The following is a 24,320-nucleotide window of genomic DNA, read 5'->3' on the forward strand; positions in this document are numbered from 1 at the left end:
TATGTTGAAATTGAAACACCTGATGCTTGGACTCGGTATACTGGCCCTCCCGGCCTGTACCACCACCGGTGGTTCGACCCAGAGCTCTGGGGCTCGCCGTGGCGCTTCCACGCTGGCCTACAGCAAGGCGCCCATCGTGCACCAGACCAGCGGTCATACCATCATGCGCAAACTGAATCGTGACAACTGGGTTCAGATCCGCAACAGTACGAAGAGCGAGCATATCCGACTTTATGCGGCTCTCGGGGCTGCGGAATGGGATGTGGCCGTCTCCGACGCCCGCGTCTATCTGCAGAATCATCCTCAGGATGAGGTGGCCTTGACGGTTCTGGCGCTTGGTCTGGCGATGAAAAAGAACTACAGCATGGCGGCCTATTACGCCAATCTCCTGGATCAATATCATCCCGGCAATCCGGAAGTGCACAACCTTCTCGGTCTCGCCTCGATGAATAAACCCGGAGCGACCTTCGAGGATTTTCAAAAGGCCAAGGAGCATTTTGAAAAAGCCTTTGATGGTTCCGGTCAGCAGATTGCAAGCGGTTTGAACCTCGCCCACTTGAATCTTGAAATGGGCAACGCGGAAGCCGCCCGTGATATCTTTCAGGCTGTACGTCCCCGCTGTGGCGACTGCACCGAAGCCATGATGGGTTACGGCATCGCCTCCAGCCGTCTGCGCGATTTCGCGAAGGCCGAAGAGGTGTTCAACGAAATTCTGAGCCGCGATCCGCATAGTGCTTACGCGCTTTTCTATCTGGGCCTCGTCGCCCGTTATGGACGCAATGATAAGCAGGCTGCCATAACCCATTTGACTGCCTTGGTCGAAGACCCTGAGATTAAAAATATTGAAATGCAGCGCAAGGGAAACTTCCTGCTTCGTCGTATCCAGGCTGAAGTTTACAGCCAGCCGAAAGATACCGCGATTGCCCGGGAAAAGCCGACCCAGGCTACGAAAAAGGCGGCTTCAGAACCTGTCCTTGTGCCCGATGATCTGGAACAGGCGATCAACGCTGAATAAGCGTCTGCTCATACTCCTTCCCTTCCGGGGTCTCGCTCACTGGCGAGACCCTTTTTTCACATTGATGTCTGACAACTTCTCTTTCCAAGCCGTCCATTCTGCATTACGATAGCAAAATCGTGTGCAATTCATGTCACCTTGGCTCAAATGCCCGCATGGGTTCAGGAGCCGCACGCCACCAGGAATGGAATGATGGAACTGCCCAAATCTTTTCGAGACGTCCTTCAGCAAAAAATTCCCCTGCTCTTTGATGGAGCCACCGGGACCGAACTTTATAATCGCGGGATTTTCATCAACCGTTGTTTTGAGGACGCCAACCTCTCCAGTCCCTCCATCATTCTGGAATTGCATCGGGACTATCTGAAGGCCGGCGCCGAGGTGCTCAGCACCAACAGCTGGGGAGCCAATCGCTTCAAATTGGCCAAGCATAACCTTCAGGACCAGACGGTTCTGATCAACAAAACTGCGGCCAAATTAGCCAGGGAAGTGGCCGGTCGGGAGGCCTACGTGGCCGGTTCCGTCGGACCCTTGGGTGTGCGGATTGAACCCTGGGGCCCAACCAGCTTTCAGGAAGCCCGTGAGGCTTTTGCTGAACAAATTCGCGGTCTCAAGGAAGGCGGTGCGGATCTGATCTGCCTCGAAACCTTTGGCGACATCAGTGAGCTGCAACAGGCCATTCAGGCTGCCAAACAGGAGGCTCCGGAACTCCCGCTCATCGCCCAGATCACAGTCAGCGCCGAAGGGCAGACCCCGGTGGGAACACCGGCTGAATGGGCTTTGAAAAAGGTTCTGGAATGGGGTGTTGATGCCGTTGGTTTCAACTGCTCCGTGGGTCCCCAGCCGCTCATGACGCAAATTCAGAAGCTGTTTCCCGATTTGAATATTCCTTTTATCGTGCAGCCCAACGCCGGTCTTCCCAAGGAGACGGATGGGCGTTTGATTTATATGTGCACGCCCGAGTATATGGCGGAATTCACCAAACACTTTCTGCAGATTGGGGTGCAGTTTGTCGGCGGTTGCTGCGGAACCTCGCCGGAGCATATCAAGGCGATGTCCCAGACCTTCCGTCATCAGCGCGCGATGAATGCCGCCGCGGAGGTCATCCAACGGCCGCGCGTATCCATGGAATTTGCAGGTGCGGAAGAAACCAAAACCCAACACAACGCACACTGTGTCCCGGTGCCATTCGATCAGAAATCCCGCTGGTCGTGGAAACTCGCGCATGGGCAGCAGGTGACCAGCGTTGAACTCCTGCCGCCAGCCAGCGTGGTGCCGACAAAGATCCTCGATAACTCCGCGCGTCTGAAGGATGCCGGTATCGATGCGATCAACATTCCTGATGGCCCGCGTGCCAGCGCGCGGATGAGTGCGATCCTGACGGCTGTGATGATCGAGCAGAAGGTCGGCATCGAAACGGTGCTGCACTATACCTGCCGCGACCGCAACCTGCTCGGCATGCAGTCCGATATGCTCGGAGCGCATGCGATCGGTCTGCGCAACATGCTGCTCGTGACGGGTGATCCGCCGAAGATGGGCAGTTATCCGAACGCCACCGGCGTCTTCGATATCGATGCCATTGGTCTCACCAACATGGTCTCGCGTCTGAACGGTGGCATGGACCTCGGTTCGCGTCCCATCGGTGAACCCACCGCGCTGTCCATCGGGGTCGGGGTGAATCCTGTGCATCGTGACTTCGACTATGAAATGAAACGCTTCGCTTACAAGGTGGAAGCCGGGGCCGAGTGGGCGATTACACAGCCTGTCTTCGACCTCAGGGCTCTTTATCGTCTGCTCGAATACATCGACAAGCACAACATCAAGATTCCCATCATCGCCGGCATCTGGCCTTTGATGAGTTTCCGCAACGCTCAGTTCATGCACAACGAAGTGCCAGGCGTCTTCATCCCCGATGAGATCATGAAACGCATGGCGGCTCCCAAAAATCCCGAAGATGCCCGCAAGGTCGGTATCGAAATCGCCCGCGGCATGGTCGAGGAACTCGGGACCTCGGTGCAGGGTTTCCAGGTCTCCGCGCCCTTTGGCAAGGTGGAGCTGGCGCTCGAAGTTCTGGGTCGTTAATTACGAGTAATAGAGCACCACACCGCCCAGGGTCATCATGCCGATGCCGATGACCTTGGGCAGGTTCATACTCTCCCGCAGCACAGTAAATCCATAGAAACTGACAAAGACCACACTCAGCCTTTTGATGCTGAGGACCGTGGCGACATCGCCGCCGACATCATAGGCCTCGAACTGTGACCAGGCCGAGATCGCGGACACGAGACCGAGGATGATGAGAAGTTTCCAGGCCTGGCCGGCCTCGCGGGAAAGGTTGCGCACGCCTCCGGCATGGCGGAAGGAAAGAGGCGCCAGACAGAGAAAAACGCCGAGCGTGGTAAAGAAAAGAGCGGTGCCGGCATCATAGGCGAGCACCATCCATTTCTGAATCTGGGTGCTCCAGACGCCGAGGATGACCGTGACCCAGACGTAACGTGAGGCACGGTCCGTGAGGATACGTATCAAAGGATCCAGGGGCCGCCGCCAGACTTCGAGTTTCAAAAGATAGCCACCGATTCCCACCGTGGCGATGCCGGTCCAGGCCTGGGAACTGAGCGCATCCTCACTCAGGAGAGGACCGGAGAGAGCCACGAACACCGGCAGGAAAATCAGCAGGGGCGACACATCCGACATCTGCCCATGTTTGGTGGCCTTGCTGAGATAAACAACCCCCATCATGGCCGGCACCACGCTCGCTCCCAGCATCAGCCAGAAGTCAGTATCGAGCGAAGCCAGGCTGCGCGCATGCAAAAAGGGAAGAACAAAGATCATAGTGAAGAATTGATCGAAAAACGAAAAACTCGAAGGCTCGAGATGATGCAAAAGTTTCTTGGCCAGCACTGATTTAAAGCTGCAAAAGATCATGCAACAGATGGCAAGCGCAAACCAGCCCAAGGTCCTGATCCTCCATGATGGATCCTCCCCATTTACGGCAATGGACAGAAATACTTGAGGTTTCCGGATTTGGAGTTTTTTTGTTCTGTGATTTCAAAATGTTAAGGACACACCAGCCGCCGTCGAGGGTCAGTTTTCTTTTGGAAAAGGCTTGAGCGCGGTGATTTCACGCCGATAGAAATTCCGGACCTGGACTATCTTCCCAAAGGCAAGGGTATGGAGAACTTCAAGAAAGCTCTCAAACAAGCCATCCTCGACAAGGCGGAAGCTGTACGCTTCGAAGAAGCCCAGAAGCCGCAGCTGTTGATGTTCGCCGTCGAACGGCCCGTGGCACCATTGCCGGAACAATCGCGTCAGGAAATTTTAAACCTGATCGAATCACTCCTGCCGATGAATCAGCCTGCAGCACCTCAGGTCCGCGAGGGTGTGCTTTCGATCGTGAATTTTGGAGAGTTGAAGTTGCTCGCGGCAACGGGAGACGTTGCGCGACTCTTTGCCTTTATTCCGCCGCAAGGCAATGCTCTGTACCAGCAGATCAAGAATCAACTGCTGGCCCAAACCGTCAGGCCCGCTCCCAAACCCATTTCCGTGGACGAGCAGGCCCCCCCGTTTCCACCATCACAACAGCCTGGGCACTTTGCAATGGCGGGTGTCACAGGACAGGGCACAAGCGAGGGCGTGCCGATCGCCTCGCTCCTCCGTTCCGACGATCAAAGTGTGGCGACAAGTCCACCGCCACCCGCCATGGGTTTAACCGTTCCGCCCGTGCCGCCGGTTGCGGTGAGTGAGGCCAGTGGCACACCAGCCAAACCGCGTTTTGAAAAACCCATACCCGTGGATTTTGCTGCCGAATCGCCTGGCACTGCAACAGGGACAGGAACCGACAGCAATCCTCTGAAAGCTGCGGAACCCGCACAGAATACTGTGATCAGCTCCCATGTCCCGGGCACGATAGCACCGCAGCCAGCGCGTCCTGGCTTTCAAAAGGAAGAACACACGGACGCGGAAGACTATCATTTCAATCAGTCCATTCATTCGCTGTCGCGCGCGCCCAGTGAATTCACCAACACCTATGCCGCGATTCATCTGCCCATGGGCGGTCCATCGTCACCGGAACCCACGGAAAGCAGCATGCCGCGCAAGGTTATCGACGACGAGCCGGCCCTCATCCATTTCGGTGCCAGCATTCCCGGTGAAACCATTGAACGCAAGGGGCGTTTGCCGATCGATGCCATCCTCGAACACATGGTGGCGAAGCACGCTTCGGATTTGCATCTGGCTTTGACGGAGCCGGCCTGTCTCCGCATTGATGGCGAAATCGTGCGCATGGGTGAAGCCGTGCTCACCGAAGAGCAGATGCGCTCGTTTTTGATGCCGATCATGCCGCCCAAAAACCAACAGGAATTCGCACGCACCTGCGATACGGATTTCTCATACGAAGTACCCGGACTCGCCCGTTTTCGTGTGAACGTCTTCCGCAACCGGATGGGTGTGGGCGCTGTGCTGCGGCAGATACCCGACAAAATTCTCACGGCCGATGACCTGAATCTGCCAGCGGCCGTTCGCAAACTCTGTGAACTGCACAAGGGTCTTGTGGTGGTCACCGGACCGACCGGCAGTGGGAAATCGACGACTCTGGCGGCCATGGTGGATTTGATCAATGAATCACGCAGCGATCATATCCTCACGATCGAGGACCCCATCGAATTCGTTCATAAGCAAAAGCGCTGTCTCGTCAACCAGCGGGAAGTGCATAAGCATACGCAATCCTTCTCGCGAGCGCTGCGGGCTGCCCTGCGCGAGGATCCCGATATCATTTTGATTGGCGAGATGCGTGACCTGGAAACGGTGGCGATCGCCATCGAAACGGCCGAAACGGGCCATCTGGTGTTCGGCACCCTGCATACCAATACCGCGATTTCCACTGTCGATCGTCTGATCGATCAGTTCCCGGCCGAGCAGCAGGAGCAGGTGCGCGTGATGCTGGCGGAATCCCTGAAAGGGGTTGTGGCACAGACTCTCGTGAAGAAAAAAGGCGGCGGTCGCATCGCAGCTCAGGAAATTCTGATCGTCGACAAGGCGGTCTCCAGTCTGATCCGCGAAGGCAATACGCACATGGTGCAGAACCACATGCAAACGCAAAAGGCCAAGGGCAACTGCACCCTGAATGATGCGCTCATGGCTCTGGTCAGCAAAGGCGTCGTGGATCCGCGGGATGCCTATGCCAAGGCCGTGGAAAAGGAAGCCTTTGCCAATATGCTTCAGCAAAAAGGCATCACCCTCGATCCTTCCGTGAAGACCGCCTAGGAATTCTTCTCCAGCACGTCCTCTTTCAATTCCGGAAAAACCTTCGACACCTTGCTCAGAATGTAGTCGCCATAAGTGCCCTGAAAGGCATGCACGTTCGCCTTGTCCCAGCGCTCCTCGGAATCATCGCGAATCACCTGGGCCAGAGGCAGGGCCTTGACCTCGGTATCAAAGCCGGGGTCGAAAAACAAAGGATAGGAATAGCGATTGCGGCCGGAGAGATTTTTCACCCGATGCGGAGTCGAACGGTAAAGTCCTCGGGTCATCCGATCGAGCATATCCCCAATATTGCAGACAAAGGATCCTGGCACCGGCGGCGCCTCCACCCAGCGCGATCGGGATTTCACCTGCAGGCCACCGCAGTCATCCTGCTTGAGGATCGTCAGAAGACCATAATCGGTATGCTCGCCGACACCCCAGCTGGCGCTGTTCTGCGGGTTCGGATCCGGCGGATAATGAAAGATGCGGAAGAGAATGAGAGGATCCCGCGTATAATGCTGCTGAAAGTAATCCTCCGCCAGGCCCAGACTGAGTCCCATCACCTGCATCAGGCGATGACCGAGCTGCGTGACAGCTTCGATATACTCCAGGATGGTTTCCTTGAAACCTGGCAGCGCCGGAAAAAGATTGGGCCCATGCAAAGGGACGCCGGCCTTCACCTTGGGATGATCCCGAGGCAGTTCCGTGCCCAGATAAAGCCCTTCCTTCATATCAGGCTGACCCGAGGTCAGCTCCCCACCGACCGGGAAATAGCCGCGCCAGGCCTTGCCACCCAGGGCCATGCGGATCTGCATCTTGGTCGCTTCATCCTGCTGGAAGAAACGGTGCGACAGCTGCTCCAGACGTGTCTGGAGAGCTTCATCGACGCCATGGTTGATGACATAGAAAAAGCCACTTTCACAGCAGGCCTTCCGAACGGCAGCCGCCACCTTCTGTTTGTCCTGACTCAGGTCAACAATCGGAATGCTCGTAAAGTCCTGCATGGTGGCTGCGCCTTACATGAAAAAGCGTGGATTGCATTTTTCCCGGACGATCTCCGGCACCGGATCGCCGTTGATAATGTCTGCCAGTATTTTCGCAGAACCGTGCGCCCAGGAAAAGCCATGTCCTGTGTAACCGGAGCAGGTGAAGATCCGCTGGCTGTCGGTCGGTCCAATAAAGGGGAAACCGGTCTTCGATGCGGCCATGATCCCCGACCAGGAGAATTCCCATTCCACCTTTTCAGTCAGGTCATAGTGAGTGTTCACAAACTCCTGAAGGCCTTGTTCGACCAGGGGATTGACGTTGATCTCATAGGTCCCAAGCTCGCCGCCTTCGGTCCGATTGCGCCAGCCGCCGATCATGAGGCGATTGTCTTCGGTGATGATCGCATACTCATAGCCGTGATCAAAGCTATGCGGATAGCGGACCGGAAACTGATGGTTTTTAAAGGGCCGGCGCGTGATGATCTGCCCACGGAAGGGTTCCACCAGCCGATGCCGTTCGAAAAATCCCGAAAGCAAAGGGGAATAGGCATTGGCGGCAATCACCGCAGCATCAGCATGAAGATGGCCCCAGGGCTGAGTCCTGAGCCGCACCCTGTCGCCGGTTTCTTCGACGGATTCGACCTTCACGCCCGAATGATAACGCAGACCGCGCTTCAGACACACTTCCAGAAGGCCATTGCGGAAGAGAGTGGGGTGGGCCTGGGCGGAACCGGGTTCAAAGCGGCCGCCAAAGATATTGCGAAAGCCCAGTTTTTGCAGCTTTGCCTGGTCCACATACTCACTGGCAAAACCATTCTTGCGCAAAAGCTCGATCGACTGATGAATCTCGCGATCCTCGCTCTCATCGATGGCGATCACAAGATAACCGTCCTGCCGGTAATGGGCCTGAATCTGATGCCGCAGTATTGTTTCCCGCACCTCATGGCAGATGTCGATCGACAGCGCCCAGAGTTGCCGCGCAATGTCTTCGCCATGCAGGGCCACCAGCGCCTGCATCGATTCCACGGTTCCATAAAGGATATGCCCGCAGTTGCGAAAGCTCGCCGCCGTATCCGGCTCGTAGTCCACCAAAAGAAGGTTGGAATAGCCTTTTTCCTGAAGCCAGTAGGCGGTACTGACTCCGGATAGGCCGGAGCCGATGATGACAATTTCTGCATCCAAAGGCTTCTCCAGACTGCCTTTCAATGCGGGAACTTCAAGCCAATAAGGATGCGAGTAGCCGGACATGAATCACTCCAATGGAATTTGAAAGTCTTCCTCCAGCGGTTCAGCATCCGGTGTCGGCGTGGGAGTGGCCGTGAGAGTTGGATCAGGAGTCGGTTCGGGCGTGGGTGTATCAGGGACCAGGGGTTCCTCGACGATCGGCGTGCCGGCCGTTACATCCCCTGTGTCCTCGGGTGTCTCATCCTGAGTTTCCTCGACCGTCGTGTCCGTGGGAAAGAGCGGCGTTTCCACCGTTTCACCGTCCTCGTCATTCAACTCACGCAGTTCCTGCAGTTTCTTCGCCAGTTCGTCAGAAACCAGAGGCGTCTCCGCTGCCGGCTTTTGCCCCTGCTCGGCCGCGTACTGATCCACGATCTGCAGCGTGCGCGAGAGGCGCGCCACATGCCTTGTAAAAAACCGGGTGCGGGTCCGCGGATTATGCTTTTTCGGACTAGGCAGGCTGGCAGCCAATTCCGCCGCCTGCGCCGTCGTCAGGTTATAGGCACTTGTATGATAGTAATGACGGGAGGCCGCTTCGATCCCGTAAATACCCAAACCAAATTCTGCGACATTCAAATAGATGTGCAGGATCTCGGCTTTGCTTAGCTTGTATTCCAAAAGCCAGGTTAAAAACAACTCGTGAAATTTGCGCAAGGGATTGCGCGAGAGGCTGAGGAACATGTTTTTGGCGGTCTGCTGGGAAATGGTGCTGGCGCCCAGTACAACTTTGCCATGCCGCCAGTTATAATCGATCGCGTCCCGGATGGCCTGAAAGTCAACGCCGCCATGCTCGTAGAAGCGGCTGTCTTCCGACAGGATAAAGGCCTTTTTCACCCGCTGCGGCAGGGGCTTTTGCAAAGGCGTCCATTGCAGCCGGGGAAGTTTCGGATTTTCCGCACGCTGTTCGATGTAGTCCTTGATCAAAGCGGACTCAGGAACCTTGCCCTGACGCAGGGCATCCCAGTCAGGCCAGATCACGATCAGGGCGATGCCCTCAAAGAGCAAAACGCCCGCAAGGAGTCCCAGCAGCGCGCGCCGCCAGGACCAGGTGATGGACTTCAGCCAGGAAAAACGGGAGGGTTTTTCCTCCGTTTCCGTTACTGGCGCAGGGGTTTCCTCGGTCATCGGACCGCCGCCAGCTCTTGACCGTGATGGCGCAGAACATCAAAAAGGGTATTGAACGGAGCGCCGGTCGCTCCAAACGCCACACCCGGATAGTCGCCGCTCCAGTTCCAGCAGCTGCAGAAGATATCAAAGTGCACCAGCGGATGGCTGGCGAATTCCCTCAGAAAATGCGCGGCGACGCTGGAACCACCGCCGATGTTCGCATGCGAGGCCAGGCGGCCCATGTTCGTGAGGTCTGCGGCCTTGGTGGTGTTCGCCATTTTAAAGGGCAAAAACTCCTCCCAGCAGCTGAAGCGTTCCCCCCATTTCTGGCCGCGCTGATGCAAAAGTTTTTGCAGCTCTTCGGACGCAAAATGGACGCCGGTAAAATAATTGGAATACTGCCGCAGCGAAGCCGTGGTGAGCGTCGCCGCCATCAGGGTCAGACCCGGTTTGAAAAGACTCTGCGCGTAACTCATCGCATCGGCGAGAATCAAGCGACCTTCCGCATCAGTGTGTTCGATGAAGACATCGAGACCCTTGTGGCTTTTCACCACCACACCAGGTTTCATGGCATTGGCATCGATGGCGTTTTCACAGGACGGAATCACCAGCACGAGAGGGCCATCATAGCCGGATTTCACCAGCGCCTGAAACAGATGGGCCGTCAGCGCGGCACCGCCCATATCATTTTTCATGGCATTGACATGGCTCTCAAAGGGCTTCAGGTTGATGCCACCGGTATCAAAGGTGATGCCCTTGCCGATGAGCATCAAAGGCTTGCCCGATTTATGCGCCTGATGCGTGGCGATATAAAGGCGTGACGGCGAACGCTGCGCGCCCTGACCCACGGCCAGAAGCAAATTAAGCCCTTCGCGCCGCAGCTCCTCAGGACCCATTTCGCGAAATTCGCAGCCGTGTTCGCTGGCGAACTTCCGCAGGCGGTTGCCGATTTCAATCGAGGTCAGTTCATCCGGATTTTCATTGATCCAATGCCGGTAGCCCTGCATGGCCTCCCAACGCAATGCGGTGTAGGGATCGCTTTTTTGCAGCTGGTCCGGTTCCGTGCTCAGAATATCCACACGCGCCCAGTCGTTGCCCTGATCATTGGGCTGCATGGCGGCGAGGAAGGCATCCTCGGCCAGCATCAGTTCCTGGACGGGTTCGCTCGACGCGGCAAGGAAGAGACAAAGTTTTTTGACCCGCCACTGCTGGCGAAGAGACCGATGAAACTGCGCCAGCACCCAGCGGCGCTCCAGGGTATGACGGCCGGTCTCGGTCCATTCCACGACGGCATAGGGCCGGCGCGGATCCTTGAAGCCGACATGCAGCTTCGCATAGTGGATTTCACGCTGCAGGGTGGGAATCGCCTGTTTTTTAAGCTCGTCAATCCATGGACTCACGGGACGGCCCGGGCTGGTCAAGACCAAAAGCAGTCCATCTTCCATGTGATCCTGTTCCGGATATCCATCTGCGACTGACTTGCGATTCAACACCTGTCTGCTCCCTATCCTAATGCAACCTGCGTCGATCTCAGTTTGCCGGGAGGACCCGGCTTTGGTCCATCACAATTTTACGTGACATCAGCTCCCATGCCTTCACAGGCTGCGATCGCATCCCGGCCAACCGCCACGACCCCGAGCACGTACTGGCTTTGATAGGGATCATTGGTGAAGAAAATACCCTGCTCCACCGCATTCTGTTTGGTGCGAATCGGATGCTGATCCTGCAGAGCCTTGGCCAGATCGGTCAGCTTCGCCCAACCTTTGCTCTGCGCTTCGAGAGCGGTGATCGTTTGCCAAAGACTCGGCTGATAACCTGACACCCGTTTGCGCAGTCCCCGCGCAATATGACCCATTGTCATGCGGCAGTTGACTTCACCCAGCACCCGCAGATGGATGCGATCACGCCAGCGGTAAAGCATGGTATCAATGCCGGCTGCATAGCGATAGCCGCGCTCCTGCAGGCGGCTGCGCACGAGGCCCGCCACTTCCAGAAGGCGCTCGTAGGCAGCCTCCTGTCCCTGCTTCGACGCAAACATCATGCCGCGCAGCTCCTGGTCGAGTGCGTAGGAGACGGGCTGCAAGGAATGGCCCTTGTACTGGCCCTTGGCATTGGTATGAAAGACAAAGCTGCTCAACGCTTCCTCTTCAGGGCTCCAGACCACCGAGATATCGGCGATACGCTGCAGCCAGGGTTCGATCAGCACTGCACCATAAAGTTTGAACTGGCGCTCAATCCAGCCGATCTGCGATTCGCTGAGGTCCTGACCGGGATAAGCCCGCAGCATGCCGGAGCCGGCGAAACCATAGGGGCTCTTGATCACAGCGGGCGTTCCAAACTGCTCATGCAGCTGCCCGATGGCCATGAGCACATCGGTCATATCACGCAGAAGCGCCCCATCCGCCGGCGCGGGTCCCCAGAGCACCTCATCATTCGGTGATATCTGCTGCCGCAGATCGCGTCGCAGAGCCGGCAAAGCCGATTTGCGAAAGAGTTCCATCCAGGGATTTTGCCAGAAACCTTCGGCGGCCAGATCAATCGGCAAAGGTTTTTGTCCACCGGGATCCAGGATCCGCGCCATATCCAGACTGCGCGGCGTCCAGCCCCAAGGGGTCAGGCGCTCCCAGCGGCGCGCTTCAATGAGGCGGCGCAGCTCGCGCGAGCTTTCCGGTTGTTCGCAGAATTCAGGCAGATCAAATCCGAGTTCGCGCATGCGACTCAGCCAGCGGGCGGACGGGGCCTTGTGAGCCAGCACCACATCGCCTGGTTTGGCCACGAACATCATGCAGGTCATGAGTTCCCCCATGACCTTGCGCGTGCCCTGATTGGGACTGTAACCTGTGCTTTCACGCGCGAGTTCCAGTTCGCAGTCCGCGTTATACCAATGCAGCGCCGGGAGTTTGCCTCCTTTGCTGCCCGCAAAGACATCGAGTTGTTCCACAAATTCTTCGCTCAAGTTGGCCCTCCGACGCGCTTCGATATCAAAAATAGGACCTTTGGCCCGGGCTGGACTTAAAGGCAACTTAAGACGCTTTTGATAGGCCTGCCATTGGGATTCCTGCGGTTCCTTCCAACGATTGAGCCAGCTCACGCCATGCTTGACGTGACCGATCTCATCGTCATAAACCTGCTGCAAAATCGCGGCTGTTTCCGTATCGCCGAGTTGGGCAAAGGCCTGCTGATAGTAACGGGCGAAATCAAGATTGGCCTGCTCGAAGGTTAGGCTCATCCCGATCACAAAATCCAGGGGATTTTGCATGGTCCGCAGGCAATCCCAGAAGAATTGGTTCACGGGAACCGCACCGAGTTCCACCCCAAGGGATTCCATGCGCTGCTGATAAAGCCGCAGGTGACCCTGCTCTTCCGCAATGGTTTGCATCAGCCCCTGACGAAATGCAGCCGGGGCATCCGGAAAACGCAGGAGAGCCAGCGCCATGATTTCAATGGCCAGCAGCTCATGATTGGCAAAGAAATGCAGAACGATGCCGCGCGTGCGATCATCAACCAGGTCACGCGTCTGGGGAAAGGGAACGCGCTCCGTCCTGGGCGCAAAACTCAGGGCCTCCGGCCGGCCGGGCTGAGCCGGGATGCCGATCGCCGGACCAGGCCTGACGTCGGTCCAGGTTTCCGGCAGCAGCAGCTTATCCTCCAGCCGGTTGCCGAAGAGTATGCGTTCCGCTATCAGGCTGATGTCCATGCGTTCCCATTCCTGATCAAGACATGATGAAGCCGATACGCTCATGCACGCGGCGCAGAGTTACTTCGGCCTTGGCGCGGGCTTTCTCGGCCCCTTGCTTCAGAATACGATCGAGTTCCGTTTTGTCGGCCAGCAGTTCCTGAGCGTGCTTCTGAATGGGTCCCAGCTCCTGTTTGACGATCTCGGCGGTTTCCACCTTCAGATGTCCGTACATCTTCCCATCATAACGGGCTTCGATCGCAGCAATCGATTCCCCGGTGATGGCGGCCTGGATATCGATGAGGTTGCTGACGCCGGGTTTGTTTTGACGATCGTGGCGAATTTCCTTGCCGGAATCCGTTTCCGCCCGTTTGAATTTCTTTTCGATATCCGTCGGACTATCGGTCAGGAAAATGCTGCCATTTTCATTGACCGCACTCTTGCTCATTTTGTTCGTGGGGCTCAAAAGATCCATCACCCGGGCGGCCACTGGCGGAATATAGGGCTCGGGCACCACAAACGTATCGTCACCATAAAGACCGTTCATGCGCTGCGCCAGGTCACGGGTCAGTTCCACGTGCTGCTTCTGATCATCACCCACCGGAACAAGGTGCGTATCATAGAGCAGGATATCCGCCGCCATCAGCAGCGGATAGGTGAAGAGCCCCACCGGAATATTGGCTCCGGCCTTGCTGCTCTTGTCCTTGTACTGCGTCATCCGACTGAGTTCGCCCATGTAACCATTGCAGTTGAGCAGCCACGCGAGCTGCGCATGCTGCGGAATATGCGACTGAACAAAGAGCGTGCAATGCTCCAGATCAATGCCGGATGCGATATAAATCGCAATCGCTGTGTAGGTGTTGTTACGCAGAGCCTCAGGATCCTGACGCACGGTATAGGCATGCAGGTCAACAGCCATATAGTGGCAATGAAAGTCCTTCTGGAGCTTCACCCAATTTTTGATGGCGCCCAGGTAGTTGCCCAGGGTCAAACGATTGGTCGGCTGAATTCCGGATAAAATGACTTTTTTGCTCGGTGCAGGAGTGGCCATGCAGTTTCCTTTCGCGACAACGTTTCAAGACGATATACTGATTCTGCACGAAAACCGCCAGCATTCCCGGCATTTTGAGCGTCCTCCCGAGGCAAAAAACGACCCCGGCCACGGCAAAGCCTTGCCTAATATTGCGTACCCATGAGTGATCGCCTAAAGTATGATGGAAATTTTTCATGAAACGCTCATGAACTGCATCTACTGTGTCAAATTGAGGATAAAATCTTGGAAATCTCCGCCGTACACATCGGAATGGTTATGCAGCTGGCCATTCTGGAAGGGCTTCTTAGCTTTGATAACGCTCTCGCGCTGGCTGCCCTGGTCAGCGGTCGCCTGAAAAACCCCGAGGATCGGCGGCATGCTTTGCTCTGGGGGATCTGGGGCGCCTATGTTATGCGGGTTGGGATTGTATTCGTCGGTGTCGCCTTGATGGAGCATGAATGGATCAAATTCCTGGCCGGTGCTTATCTCGTATGGCTCGCGGTGAATGAACTCTTCCTGAAGAAAGCGGAGGAGAAGTCAGAACCTGTTAAGGAAGCGCATGAATTCCGTCTGCCGGATGAAACCGGACAGAAGGTGGTGCCGCGCGCGGGCTGGAAGGCTGTGTGGAAAACCATTCTTGCGGTTGAGCTGATGGACCTTATGTTTTCCATCGACTCGGTGGCCGTGGCTCTCGCCGTATCCAAGGAACCATGGGTGCTCGTTACCGGTGCCATCATAGGAATTTTGATGATGCGGGTGGCCGCGTCCTACTTCATTCGCCTGATTGAACGCTTCCCCATCCTCATTCCAACCGCCTTTGTTCTGGTCGGTATCGCCGGTTTGAAAGTGCTTCTGGAGATTAACAAAATTGAGCTGGGCAGCCTGGTGATTCCGATGGTCGGACTGCACATTCCGGAAGGCATCTTCCTGCCGGTGATGATTTCCATTCTGTGTGGCGCCATCTTCTATAACTATAAATTTCCTGAGAAATTTAAGCACGAAAGCCACTGATCTTCCCCAACCGGGCAATCTTTGCCCTCGTTTCGCGCTACTTCTCAACCGAAAGACACCAGGGGCCCCGATGCCCCTGGTGGCCTTTGGACTGAGAAGGAAGACTCCATGACCTCCCACAAGATTTTGCGTGCCGGCATCTTTATCCTGGCCTTTCTGGTTGGCCTTTTGCGGGAAAGCATCGCACAGGGCCATGAATCCGACCGGGTCTCTGGGGAAATTCACCCGCGCTGACGAGGCGCGCCAGCGCCTTCCTTCCTAAAAAATATTCGGACCGCTGAGATTCTCATCAAAATCTTCAAGCAAACACGCTATAGCTACAGGCAAGAAGCTTTCTCTATTCTGCCGAAAAGGAAACAAAGATGATCAAACAGATTGCTCTCGGGTTGGCCCTGGGTTTAACCAGCCAATTCGCCATGAGCGCGGCGCAGCCGTCTGCCAAGGCGGAAATCGTCGCGATTCCTGGTGTGAAAAGCGTGACGGAAGTGGAAGGACTGAAGGAATATCAGCTCACCAACGGTTTGAAGGTCGTACTTTTTCCGGATCCCTCGAAGCCACGCGTGACGGTGAACCTGACCTTTAACGTGGGTTCGCGTCATGAAGGTTACGGTGAAGCAGGCATGGCTCACCTTCTGGAACACATGCTTTTCAAGGGCACGTCTGAGCGTCCGGATATTTGGAAGCAGCTGCAGGATCGCGGCGCGCGATTCAATGCGACGACCTATTTCGATCGCACGAATTACTTTGAAACCCTGCCCGCCGGCAATGGCAACCTCGAATTCGCCTTGGCGCTGGAAGCCGATCGCATGGTGAACAGCAAGATAGCTCCCGAGGAACTGGCCAAGGAATTCTCCGTGGTTCGCAACGAATTTGAACGCGGCGAGAATGATCCCACCGGCGTTCTCTTTGAACAGATGATGAATGCCGCCTATCAGTGGCACGGCTATGGTCGCACCACGATCGGCAACAAGAGCGATATCGAGCAGGTGCCGCCGGCTCGTCTGAAGGAATTCTACCAGCAATACTATCAGCCTGATAATGCGCTGCTGGTGGTTGCCGGTTCCTTTGATGAAAAGGAAGCGCTGACTCTGATCAATAAATATTTTGGTCCCATTCCAAAACCCACCCGCACGCTGATTCCCACCTATACCGTGGAACCCGTGCAGGAAGGTGAGCGCACTGTCACGCTGCAGCGCAACGGCGATCAGGCCGCCGTGGGTCTGGCCTATCATACCGTGGCCGGCAGTCATCCCGAATTTCCAGCTGTCCAGGCCATGACCTCGGCCTTGACGCAAAAGCCCAGCGGCCTTCTTTACAAGGAGCTGGTGGAAAAAGGTCATGCCGTGGAAATCGAGGCTGATGCCTTGCAGCTGGCGGAACCAGGTGTCATCGTCTTTGTCGCCAAGGTGGCCAAGGGCAAGGACCCTCACGCTGTGGCCAAACGCATGAAGGACATACTGGATAAACTGAAGCCATCCCAGTTCACCCAAACTGATGTCACCCGCTTCCAGGCGAATTTCAGCCGTTCCTTTGATCTGGCGATGACCGACAGCGCCTCGATCGCCATTTACCTGAGTGAATGGTTCAGCCGCGGTGACTGGCGTTTGATGTTCCTCAACCGCGATCGCGTGGATAATCTGACCCTGGCTCAGCTGCAGGGCGCATTGAAATATCTGAAGCCTTCCAACCGGACGGTCGGCCTGTTTATTCCAACCAAAAATCTCGACAAGGTTGCTGAGACGACTCCTGTGAACGTCATGGCGGCCCTGAAGGATTACAAAGGTCGCACGGAAGTGGCGGCTGGTGAATTCTTTGAGCCCACGCTGGCCAACGTGCAAAAGCGCACGCAGTACAGCGAATTGCCGAACGGTATGAAGGTGGCGTTGACGCCCAAAAAATCCCGCGGCGCTCCGGTGAGCTTCCGCTTTGATCTGCATGTGGGCAGTGAAGCCGACCTCAAGGATCGCCTGGTGGCGCTCCACATTCTGCCGCGCGTGATGCTTCGCGGCACCAAAAAACATGATTACCTGGCCTTGAACGATCAGCTGGCTCTCACCAAAACCAGCTTCAACGGTTTCGCGACCTGGTCGCTGGACAATCCGGGCAAGATCGTCTTCTCCGGCACCACAGTTGGACCCAAACTCGACAAGGCGATCGATCTCGCCACGGAAATTCTGATGCAGCCCTCCTTCGATCCTCAGCAATTCCAGCTCGTCAAGCAGGAATACCTGGCCCAACTGAAGGAATCGGCGCTGGATCCGGGTGACCTGACCAACCGTGAGTTCATGCGGACTCTGGCCGGTGTGGCTCCGAGCGATGTGCGTTACATCCCGACCCTGGAGGAGGAAATCAAGCTGGTTGAAAAACTCACCGTCAACGACGTGAAGGCGGTTTACAGCAAACTCGTCGGCGCCAGCTCCGGTCAGTTCGTGGCGGTCGGTGATCTGGATGCCGAGAAACTGAAAAAGCAGCTGACGGCCAGCGTCGGTCAATGGCGTTCACCCAAGGGCTTCCAGCCGATCACTTACCAGCACCAGCCGGTGAAAGCGGGCGTCATCACCTTCAATACACCTGACAAAAAAGGTGCGAATGTGAGTGTGGTGCAAGCCCTGGCGCTCAAGGATACGGACCCCAACTATCCGGCTCTGCGCATCGCCAGCAATATCCTCGGCACGGGCGGTACCTCGCGTATCTTCGGACGTCTTCGTCAGAAGGAAGGTCTGTCCTATGGCGCGGGCGGTCTGATCCGTGCGGATCAGCAGAATGATCTGGGCTACCTCATTGCCTATGCGATCTGCGCTCCGCAGAATGTCGAGAAATCTGTCGCGGCCATTCGCGAGGAATTGATCAAATTCCAGAAGGATGGTGTCACGGCTGAGGAATTGACCAACGCCAAGCAGGCCTATGCGGAATCCAAAAAGAACGCCCTGATGCGCGACGCGAGCATCGTCGAAGTTCTGTCCAGCAACATGGAGCTGGGCCGCGACCTAAGTTTTGATATCAAGCTCGACGAGGCCATCGCCAAGGTGGATCTGGCTGCCGTGAACGCTGCGCTCAAGGACGTGGTGAAACCGGATCAGATGACCGTGATTACGGCTCTCGATAAGAAAGCGGCCACCGAAGTGGCCAAGGCTACGATGTAATCCCTTCCGAAGCCAGGGTCTGACCTCCGGGTCAGGCCTTGCGCCGCAGCTGCCCGGGCTGTCTCCGCGTCAGGCCTTGCGGCCGCAGCTGTCCGGGCTGTCTCCGCGTCAGGCCTTGCGCCGCAGCTGTCCGGGCTGTCTCCGCGTCAGGCCTTGCGCCGCAGCTGCCCAGCGAAGGGATAGACCAGCTGCCTCAGAAACCTGTTCGATATCCTCTCCTGATAAAGCCCATAGGCTTCCGGCCAAACACGCGGGCAATAGAAAGTTCCAAACATCACATCGATAATCGAAAACGTCACGGCAAAATTCTTGTCGAGAGCTCTGGGATCGCTGCTATGGTGCCAGTGATGGACAAGAGGGGTTGTCACGATATAGCGCAAAGGACCAAAGTGAAAACGCACATTGCTGTGCACAAACAGAGCCTGGACTGCGACGATCGGCAGATAAAGCTGCACAGCGGCCTGAGAAAAACCGAGACACACGATCGGGACATAACTGAAGGCGCGCGTGGCGATCACATCCCCAATATGCAGGCGCGAACTCGCCAGCCAATCCATTTTTAAAGTGGAATGATGAATCTTGTGAAACTGCCACCAGCGTGGACGCTTGTGAAAGTATCGGTGAATCCAATACTGGGCGAAATCCGCAATAAAAAGGATACACAGCACCTGCAGTCCCAGAGGCATCTGCTGGGTGAACTGGGGGACGCGGTTCTGAAACACGTGCTCATGAATCCAGTTTCCCGGCCATACGATCAGAACAAAGACCCCGCCCATCAAAAGGTGATTGAGCGCATAATGACTCAAATCCGTAGCCAGGCCTTCCCGCAGAAAACGCTGGCGCCTTAAGAAAAAGATCCGTTCCAAAGGCACAAAGAGGATCGACATCACGAGAAGATCGAGAATGATGAGATCAAGGCTCAGGTAGATCGGCTTTTGTTGAATGGGCACCTGCACCTCAACTGCGGCTCCGCCCAGCACCGTGGCCAGGGCGGACACCAAAATTGCGGCCAGCGCGAGTCCCTTTTTTCGCCCTAAAAGAAGGGCGATCAGCCCCATGCCAAAGGACAGATAAAGGCTGCTGAACAGGACGATCCGAAGATAGTCGACATTATAAGCATCACGCAGCTGCGGATTCGACAGATACTCCGGAAAATGAAAGGCGAGGACGGAAAGCAGGCAAAGGACGGCCAGATAAAATCCGATAAAGGCCAGCTTGTTGAAAAAAGGCGTCTTCACCGCATGTCCTTAATCAAAATTCGTGGGAATGCCGCAGCGCAGAACCAGAGCCTCAATCCTGGCCCAGGGGATCCGATTGGTCAAGGGATTGGCCCAGCCCGAGAGTATACAATAATTGGTGCGGAAAGGCGGTCCATGGTGCAGAAGGTGGGCCTTATGGGGCAGGATGATTTGATACTTTTGCAAAAGCGTGAGCCAGCGGGGACACGCGGATCTTGGCCAGTGCGACCAGCGATGAAAGAGATTCGAAAGAAAACTGAAGAACAGGAACAGCAGCCAGAGATGCCACAGAAAACCGTGGCTGCCTTCGCCTGGATGCAGGGCGATCAGCGCAAGACTGCCGGCTATCGCCGAGGCACCGAGATTCTCGACCAGCGAAATGCGGGTAATCTCCAAAGGGTCGCGATGATGACGACGAAAAGGTCCGACCAGCATGGGACCCCAGATGGGCGTCGTTTCACAGCCAAAGGAATCACAAACCCAATGCACAAACCCCGTGAAAAGGTCCGCCAGGTAATAGGCGCAGGGAAGGGCCAGAAGCGTCCAGCCCAGGCCCGCAGGCCAGCCTGAATCGTGAAGCTGCAGAAAAGCTGCGCCCAGCAGATAGGAAAAGCTGACGAGCCCAATGATTTCGAAGCCGCGTACCAGCATCGTCCGGGTTCCCTTGGGTAAATTCTCCATTCAGTATATCCTGGAATAAGGATCAACGAAACGTAACCGCGCAGGAAGTTCACGATGCAGTCGATCGCAAAACCCGGAATGGACCCCAGGCGTTCTCACGCGCTGTGGCAATCGATGCTGAGCCAGGTCGTGGAGGAGGAACTCCATGCGCCTGCCACCAAAGTCCTGCTCTGGAAAATTCCACTGCTGACTTTGCTGGGGAGTGTCAGCCTCGGCTGGGCCTGGCTTGGGACCAGCCCCTGGCAGGTCGCGGCGGCCTGCTGCATCCTCGCGTTCGTTCTGGCTCAATTTGCCTTTTTAGGGCATGACGCGGGGCATGGGTCCCTGGGGCGCTCGCGTTTCGTTCACACTGCGTTGGGCCAGTTCTGTATGACCGTGGTCACCGGTCTGGCTTTTGCGGAATGGTACGCCCGGCACCGGACTCATCATCAGTTCTGTCAGCATGAGCCCAAGGATCCGGACATGGATGTTGACCTCGTGGTTTCCCTCACCGAGGACTCCCTGCGACGCAAGAATGCTCTGGGGCGTTTTCTGACCCGCTGCCAGGGGATTTCCGTCTGGTTTCTTTCTCTGTTTTTTGCTCATAGCCAGCGCCATCTTTCGCAATGGGGTGTCCTCCGGGAACCCCGAAAGTTTGCGCTCGACCTTGCAGTGCTGGGACTTCATTTCAGTCTGTGGTGGGCTCTCCCGTTGATCGCCTTTGATATAACCTTCGGCCGCGTGCTTCTCGCTTACACGCTGCCTCTTTTTATCCTTGGCCCTTATCTCGCTGCGATTTTCTGGGTGAATCATGTCGGTATGCCTTTGATTGAAAATCCGGACGCCTTCAGCTTCCTCGAACATCAGGCTGTGACATCCCGGACTGTTGTCAATCCCGGGAGCATGGATTGGTTCTTCGGTGGATTGAATTTTCAAATCGAGCATCATCTCTACCCACAGATCCCTTCCTTTCGCCTGCGCCGCGTTCAAAGGATTGTGGAGAGCGCTTTTGAAGCCGAGCAAATCCCTTATAATCGCGTTTCCTTTGCCGAGGCGGTCCGCTCCATTGCTGCCCACTTCAGCCACATTGCGAAAAGGTAGCGTCATGCGATGGCTCATCCTCATTCTGGCCTTGCATGCGGGAACGGCCTGGAGCCAGGTCCCGGACTCCGGAGTCTTTCGCTACGAACTTTTCGATAACAGCGACCACCCGGCAGGAACGTACAGCTTCACGATCACCCGGGACGGCCCACTCTGGAATATCAACAGTGAAATGGATGTGGATGCACGGGTTTTCTTTCTGAAGGTGACGCTGCGGGATCACAATAGTTTCACACACGACGGCCAATCCTTCCGCTCCTTCCAAGTGAATTATTTCAAGGACGTGCCTTTCCAAAAAACGATCCATCAGCAGGTGCAGGGACGGCGCGAAGAAAATGTCTGGCACATCAGCAGCCAAATCAATAGCCAAAAATCGGAGAAAACCCTGGCGGCCGCAGCGTTTGATGAAGTCCGTAATCTGATCTCACGCCTGATTCGACCGGAAGCCATTTTACTTCCTGGTCACACCCGCAGCACACGCTCGCTCGATCCTTTGACTTTGGAAATCGACCCGGTCACGAGTCGCGGTCTTCATGAGGAAAGCATCGAGTTCCAGGGTAAAAAGCGCCGCCTTCACGTCATGGTCCAGGAGGCGCCGGATGGCGACGTCACCGTGAAAAAATTCGACAATGGTTTGATCTACCGCTCACAAACAGCTGAGGGTTATGCTCTGCTCAAGAGTGCCATGACCCCTAATTTTTGAATGGGAACCAACGCATGAAAACTCTCGTTATAGTGAATCCCAAGGCAGGCAATGGCCGATCGGATCGCGACTGGCCTCAGCTGGAGCGCCGTCTGCGCCGACTGGTCGGGACCTTCAAGGTGACCTTCACCGAGCACGCCGGTCATGCCGAAGTGCTGGCACGCCAGGGGCTGCTCGATGGGTATGAGCATATTCATGCGGTGGGTGGAGATGGAACGGCCACCGAGGTCCTGGGAGGATTTTTTCAAAATGGCAAACCGACCCGCCCTGAGGCGCTGTTTTCCATCTGGCCGGCCGGTACGGGTTGCGATTTTCATCGGAGCCTCGCGCACGCCGATTCCTTTCGCAATCGAGGAGTCAATAATATCACGCCGATTGATATCGGGCGTCTGACCTTCGTCGATCATGATAACAAGCCTGTGGAGAAATATTTTCTTAATATCGCGAGCTGCGGCCTCAGTGGATTTGTCGATCAGCTGATGGCCACGCAATGGACGAAGCTGGGAGGCCGGCTCAGCTTTTTGCTGAACACCGTGGAAGGTCTGGCCCGCTACAGGAATCGTCGCGTGCGTATCAAAACCGATCGGGGGGACCTGGGAGAACGCGTGGTGCGCGTCGTGGCGATTGCCAATGGAAAATACTTTGGCGGTGGCATGCGCATCGCTCCGGATGCTCAGCTCGATGATGGCAAGTTTCAACTCGTGATTCTGGGTGATGTCAATCTCATGGAAGGCCTCCTGAATACGCCGCTGCTTTATTCAGGTCAGCATATGAATCATCCCAAAGTCGAAACCCAAAATATCACCTGGGCGGAGCTGACCAGTGATGAGGAGGTGCTTCTCGACCTCGACGGTGAACCGCTGGGCGTGCTGCCCCTGCGCGTGCAAATCATTCCAGGCGCCGTGCGTCTCAAAACCTGGTGAAGGTCGTATCAAGGGCTCTCCACGGCCGGAGCCGGATAAACCTGCTTCTTCCAGAACAGCAAGCGTTTGAGCAGCCGATCCCAAAGTCCCAGCATGGATACGGAACAAAAAAGCACCAGGGAGAACGGCAGAAAAAGCAGGCCCCAAAGGGAAAATGGACCGAGATTTTTTTGGGCGCGCCAGAGCACAAACCAGGTCATAAGCATGATGAACCAGCCATCCGGTTCCTTCCAACGTCCCTCACCTGTGGCCGCCGCAAATAAAAGAGTAATTTCAAAAGGCGTGCTCCAGGAACGGAAGGCGAAGCCCGCACGAATATGTCGCCGCCAGCCGCGGATGAAATCCGCCAGGGATTCATCCAGGCGCAGGGAAAAAACCGTGGGTCCGGTGTAAACCTTCCAACGCCCTCCTTCCGTCAGCACAGCTTCGACCAAGGGAGTGTTATCCACTCCATCGGCCCACACTCGAATATGGCCGCCGATGCGATCGTAAATGCTGCGTTCAAGAAGAAGGTAGGATCCACTGGCAAACGTCTGACCGGAGCGTGGTTTCCCATAGGGATTGGTCAGCGCCAGAAGAAGAACATGAAAAGGCCCACAAAGCCTGGTCCAGATTCGCGGAAGTTCATACTCAGGCAGTGCAGACAAACCCTGCGCCCTGCCATGGAGCAGTTCATACATCACCCGCCTGAGACTTGTGGTGTGATGCACCGTATTCACATGCGTAAAAAGAAGATAGGAACCACGCGCCGCCTGGGCCCCCTGATAACAGGCCCAGGCCTGGGCATTCCAGCCTTCAGGTCGCCTGGTGCCGCGGATCAATCGCACCTTGTGCCTCCGGGCGATCACGAGCGTATCATCCGCGGAGCTGTCGTCCACCACGATCACTTCGTAGTGGAGATAATCGAGGCTGCAAAGAGAATCCAGAAGGCGCCCGATCTTTTTCTCGTCATTGCATACCGTCACGATGATGGAAACCAGCGGCCAGCTGTCGGGCTCCACCATGCAGGGATGGAAGGGTCGCGGCCACATCCTGACAATGAGCAGCACAAGACCAAGGACTCCAAGCAAACCTGGAATCATGCAGGAATCCCCTTCCAATCGTTCCGCATCGTAGTCAAATACCCCCAGAACGCTGTCCGTCAGTGCACAGGACGGACTTGCAAATCTATCATACGGACGCCTTGCGGTTGAGAAAAAAACCTGATCCCGCCCCAAAAACCTTGTTGCCTCCCCACGGCTTCAGGCATAACGAGCAGGCAT

19 protein-coding genes are annotated in these 24,320 nt (G+C 56.1%); 9 read left to right on the forward strand and 10 right to left on the reverse strand.

Translation table 11 applies throughout. From position 1 onward, the window contains the following. Window position 1: 1 nt before the first annotated feature. Window positions 2-1,015, forward strand: coding sequence for a tetratricopeptide repeat protein (locus OLTU_RS26065; protein WP_176736976.1), 1,014 nt, complete (start codon window positions 2-4; stop codon window positions 1,013-1,015). A gap of 189 nt (window positions 1,016-1,204) precedes the next feature. Continuing rightward, the gene (locus OLTU_RS26070) at window positions 1,205-3,094 is read left to right on the forward strand and encodes a bifunctional homocysteine S-methyltransferase/methylenetetrahydrofolate reductase (protein ID WP_218110269.1); all 1,890 of its coding nucleotides are present in this window, start codon (window positions 1,205-1,207) and stop codon (window positions 3,092-3,094) included. Here the strand turns inward: OLTU_RS26070 and OLTU_RS26075 are convergent, their stop codons facing one another. Continuing rightward, the gene (locus tag OLTU_RS26075) at window positions 3,095-3,967 is read right to left on the reverse strand and encodes an EamA family transporter (RefSeq protein ID WP_141735665.1); all 873 of its coding nucleotides are present in this window, start codon (window positions 3,965-3,967) and stop codon (window positions 3,095-3,097) included. A 1,218-nt stretch (window positions 3,968-5,185) separates the two neighbouring features. On the opposite strand from OLTU_RS26075, the gene OLTU_RS33300 reads away from it, so the two are divergent. Further along, the gene (locus tag OLTU_RS33300; RefSeq protein WP_369696392.1) at window positions 5,186-6,274 is read left to right on the forward strand and encodes a type IV pilus twitching motility protein PilT; all 1,089 of its coding nucleotides are present in this window, start codon (window positions 5,186-5,188) and stop codon (window positions 6,272-6,274) included. Here the strand turns inward: OLTU_RS33300 and OLTU_RS26085 are convergent. The 6 genes from OLTU_RS26085 to trpS all read right to left on the reverse strand — a co-directional run bounded on the left by OLTU_RS26085 (window position 6,271) and on the right by trpS (window position 14,297). After that, complete coding sequence (locus OLTU_RS26085; protein WP_141735666.1) at window positions 6,271-7,257, reverse strand: isopenicillin N synthase family dioxygenase; 987 nt, start codon at window positions 7,255-7,257, stop codon at window positions 6,271-6,273. The genes OLTU_RS33300 and OLTU_RS26085 overlap by 4 nt on opposite strands. A gap of 12 nt (window positions 7,258-7,269) precedes the next feature. Further along, window positions 7,270-8,487 (reverse strand): NAD(P)/FAD-dependent oxidoreductase, encoded by a 1,218-nt coding sequence (locus tag OLTU_RS26090; protein ID WP_141735667.1) that lies wholly within the window; start codon window positions 8,485-8,487, stop codon window positions 7,270-7,272. A gap of 3 nt (window positions 8,488-8,490) precedes the next feature. Next, window positions 8,491-9,588, reverse strand: coding sequence for a monofunctional biosynthetic peptidoglycan transglycosylase (mtgA, locus tag OLTU_RS26095; RefSeq protein ID WP_141735668.1), 1,098 nt, complete (start codon window positions 9,586-9,588; stop codon window positions 8,491-8,493). Then, window positions 9,585-11,063 (reverse strand): leucyl aminopeptidase family protein, encoded by a 1,479-nt coding sequence (locus OLTU_RS26100; protein ID WP_141735669.1) that lies wholly within the window; start codon window positions 11,061-11,063, stop codon window positions 9,585-9,587. The genes mtgA and OLTU_RS26100 overlap by 4 nt, the downstream gene beginning before the upstream one ends. 77 nt (window positions 11,064-11,140) lie before the next feature. Continuing rightward, on the reverse strand, window positions 11,141-13,312 hold the full coding sequence (locus tag OLTU_RS26105) for a DUF455 family protein (RefSeq protein WP_141735670.1): 2,172 nt from the start codon (window positions 13,310-13,312) through the stop codon (window positions 11,141-11,143). After that, entirely contained in the window at window positions 13,284-14,297 is a 1,014-nt protein-coding gene (gene trpS / locus OLTU_RS26110; protein ID WP_141735671.1) for a tryptophan--tRNA ligase, read from the reverse strand. Before trpS ends, OLTU_RS26105 begins: the two co-directional genes overlap by 29 nt. A 252-nt stretch (window positions 14,298-14,549) precedes the next feature. On the opposite strand from trpS, the gene OLTU_RS26115 reads away from it, so the two are divergent. The 3 genes from OLTU_RS26115 to OLTU_RS26120 all read left to right on the forward strand — a co-directional run bounded on the left by OLTU_RS26115 (window position 14,550) and on the right by OLTU_RS26120 (window position 18,433). After that, a complete protein-coding gene (locus OLTU_RS26115) occupies window positions 14,550-15,290 on the forward strand; it encodes a DUF475 domain-containing protein (protein WP_218110271.1) in 741 nt (246 codons plus the stop codon). Window positions 15,291-15,398: 108 nt separating this feature from the next. Further along, the gene (locus OLTU_RS32990) at window positions 15,399-15,524 is read left to right on the forward strand and encodes a hypothetical protein (protein WP_281181251.1); all 126 of its coding nucleotides are present in this window, start codon (window positions 15,399-15,401) and stop codon (window positions 15,522-15,524) included. A gap of 128 nt (window positions 15,525-15,652) precedes the next feature. Continuing rightward, window positions 15,653-18,433, forward strand: coding sequence for a M16 family metallopeptidase (locus OLTU_RS26120; RefSeq protein ID WP_141735673.1), 2,781 nt, complete (start codon window positions 15,653-15,655; stop codon window positions 18,431-18,433). Between the two features lie 146 nt (window positions 18,434-18,579). Here the strand turns inward: OLTU_RS26120 and OLTU_RS26125 are convergent, their stop codons facing one another. After that, window positions 18,580-19,671: a sterol desaturase family protein gene (locus OLTU_RS26125; protein WP_141735674.1), complete on the reverse strand. Its 1,092-nt coding sequence runs from the start codon at window positions 19,669-19,671 to the stop codon at window positions 18,580-18,582. Between the two features lie 9 nt (window positions 19,672-19,680). Continuing rightward, complete coding sequence (locus OLTU_RS26130; protein WP_141735675.1) at window positions 19,681-20,352, reverse strand: fatty acid desaturase CarF family protein; 672 nt, start codon at window positions 20,350-20,352, stop codon at window positions 19,681-19,683. Window positions 20,353-20,406: 54 nt separating this feature from the next. Between OLTU_RS26130 and OLTU_RS26135 the strand changes: the two genes are divergently transcribed. Genes OLTU_RS26135 through OLTU_RS26145 form a run of 3 tightly spaced genes read left to right on the forward strand, consistent with a single transcriptional unit; the run spans window position 20,407 to window position 23,058 of the window. Continuing rightward, window positions 20,407-21,432: a fatty acid desaturase family protein gene (locus OLTU_RS26135; protein WP_141735676.1), complete on the forward strand. Its 1,026-nt coding sequence runs from the start codon at window positions 20,407-20,409 to the stop codon at window positions 21,430-21,432. 4 nt (window positions 21,433-21,436) lie between these two features. Then, complete coding sequence (locus OLTU_RS26140) at window positions 21,437-22,135, forward strand: hypothetical protein (RefSeq protein ID WP_141735677.1); 699 nt, start codon at window positions 21,437-21,439, stop codon at window positions 22,133-22,135. Window positions 22,136-22,149: 14 nt separating this feature from the next. Further along, complete coding sequence (locus OLTU_RS26145) at window positions 22,150-23,058, forward strand: diacylglycerol/lipid kinase family protein (RefSeq protein ID WP_141735678.1); 909 nt, start codon at window positions 22,150-22,152, stop codon at window positions 23,056-23,058. 8 nt (window positions 23,059-23,066) lie between these two features. On the opposite strand, the gene OLTU_RS26150 is transcribed toward OLTU_RS26145, so the two are convergent. After that, on the reverse strand, window positions 23,067-24,140 hold the full coding sequence (locus OLTU_RS26150) for a glycosyltransferase family 2 protein (RefSeq protein ID WP_141735679.1): 1,074 nt from the start codon (window positions 24,138-24,140) through the stop codon (window positions 23,067-23,069). Window positions 24,141-24,320 lie beyond the last annotated feature (180 nt).

The sequence above is a fragment of the Oligoflexus tunisiensis genome (assembly GCF_001748245.1).
Classification (GTDB): domain Bacteria; phylum Bdellovibrionota_B; class Oligoflexia; order Oligoflexales; family Oligoflexaceae; genus Oligoflexus; species Oligoflexus tunisiensis.

Excerpts from the sequence above, each read along its gene's own strand:
- OLTU_RS26065 (WP_176736976.1), top strand. The coding sequence starts at position 2 with ATGTTGAAATTGAAACACCTGATGCTTGGACTCGGTATACTGGCCCTC.
- OLTU_RS26070 (WP_218110269.1), top strand. The coding sequence starts at position 1,205 with ATGATGGAACTGCCCAAATCTTTTCGAGACGTCCTTCAGCAAAAAATT.
- OLTU_RS26085 (WP_141735666.1), bottom strand. The coding sequence starts at position 7,257 with ATGCAGGACTTTACGAGCATTCCGATTGTTGACCTGAGTCAGGACAAA.
- OLTU_RS26090 (WP_141735667.1), bottom strand. The coding sequence starts at position 8,487 with ATGTCCGGCTACTCGCATCCTTATTGGCTTGAAGTTCCCGCATTGAAA.
- mtgA (WP_141735668.1), bottom strand. The coding sequence starts at position 9,588 with ATGACCGAGGAAACCCCTGCGCCAGTAACGGAAACGGAGGAAAAACCC.
- OLTU_RS26105 (WP_141735670.1), bottom strand. The coding sequence starts at position 13,312 with ATGAGCGTATCGGCTTCATCATGTCTTGATCAGGAATGGGAACGCATG.
- trpS (WP_141735671.1), bottom strand. The coding sequence starts at position 14,297 with ATGGCCACTCCTGCACCGAGCAAAAAAGTCATTTTATCCGGAATTCAG.
- OLTU_RS26115 (WP_218110271.1), top strand. The coding sequence starts at position 14,550 with ATGGTTATGCAGCTGGCCATTCTGGAAGGGCTTCTTAGCTTTGATAAC.
- OLTU_RS32990 (WP_281181251.1), top strand. The coding sequence starts at position 15,399 with ATGACCTCCCACAAGATTTTGCGTGCCGGCATCTTTATCCTGGCCTTT.
- OLTU_RS26120 (WP_141735673.1), top strand. The coding sequence starts at position 15,653 with ATGATCAAACAGATTGCTCTCGGGTTGGCCCTGGGTTTAACCAGCCAA.
- OLTU_RS26130 (WP_141735675.1), bottom strand. The coding sequence starts at position 20,352 with ATGGAGAATTTACCCAAGGGAACCCGGACGATGCTGGTACGCGGCTTC.
- OLTU_RS26135 (WP_141735676.1), top strand. The coding sequence starts at position 20,407 with ATGCAGTCGATCGCAAAACCCGGAATGGACCCCAGGCGTTCTCACGCG.
- OLTU_RS26140 (WP_141735677.1), top strand. The coding sequence starts at position 21,437 with ATGCGATGGCTCATCCTCATTCTGGCCTTGCATGCGGGAACGGCCTGG.
- OLTU_RS26145 (WP_141735678.1), top strand. The coding sequence starts at position 22,150 with ATGAAAACTCTCGTTATAGTGAATCCCAAGGCAGGCAATGGCCGATCG.
- OLTU_RS26150 (WP_141735679.1), bottom strand. The coding sequence starts at position 24,140 with ATGATTCCAGGTTTGCTTGGAGTCCTTGGTCTTGTGCTGCTCATTGTC.